Annotated in this window: 1 pseudogene; it reads right to left on the reverse strand. The window is 66.9% G+C overall.

From position 1 onward, the window contains the following. Positions 1 to 379 (reverse strand): annotated as a pseudogene (locus KBX37_RS33985) (hypothetical protein); the annotation flags it as partial. Positions 380 to 840: the final 461 nt, after the last annotated feature.

The following is an 840-nucleotide window of genomic DNA, read 5'->3' on the forward strand; positions in this document are numbered from 1 at the left end:
CCCGGTTCGCCAGATCGACAGCCTCGATCAGCTTCTCGTCGTCACACGGCACCTCCCGCACCCGACCGTGCTCGTCACGATCCCGGTCCTTGTCCCGGTCCCGGCGGTCCTCGCCCCTGTCCCGGTCCTTGCGGTCCTCGCCCCGCTCCTCGGCGTCGCGGTCCCGGCCGTCGTCCCTCGTGAGCTGCTGAGCGGTGGACCACTTCAGGTCGGTCAACCGGTGGGCGCCGGTGGCCCCGGTGGTCGCGTAGGCGACCCCTGCGAGGCTGACCGCTCCTGTCAGGCCAACAACGCCGGTGGCGAGCCAGAGCCGACGACGACGGAACGGGGAGGCCGTCTCACGGGTGGCGTCATCGTTATTGCGAAGGTAGTTGGACATCAGAGCTCTCTGCCCTCTCCTTGTACCCGACAAGGTCGCTTCGCCACGGCGAGGCGGCCTTCGCTACAAATCGGTTGTAGCTGCTGAACAACAACGTATGAGAACCTTCTTCACCTCGTGGGCGTATACGAAAAAAGCCCACATTAGGTATGTGGGCGGTGCAGCCGACAGCACGGCGGACGGCGGTGCAGCAGAGGTGTCACCGGTGGCGAAGGGCGTCGCGGAGGGCGAAAGCGCGTGACGGACGGCCGGGCCCTTCGGGGCGATGCCTCCCGGTAGGGGTGGGGGAGTCCCTTCCCGCCGAGGCGGGAAGGGACTCCCTGGTCGTGCGTCGGGTCAGTTGAAGCAGTCCTTGACGGTGCCGGCGCAGTTGGTGGGGTCGTTGTTGGTCACGGTCGACTTGTCGTCGAGCTTGACCTTGCCGTCGTTGTTGAGGATGCCGCCGGCGACTCGGTGCTGCT

This window comes from Micromonospora sp. U56 (assembly GCF_018070095.1).
In the GTDB taxonomy this organism is placed as follows: Bacteria; Actinomycetota; Actinomycetes; order Mycobacteriales; family Micromonosporaceae; genus Micromonospora; species Micromonospora purpureochromogenes.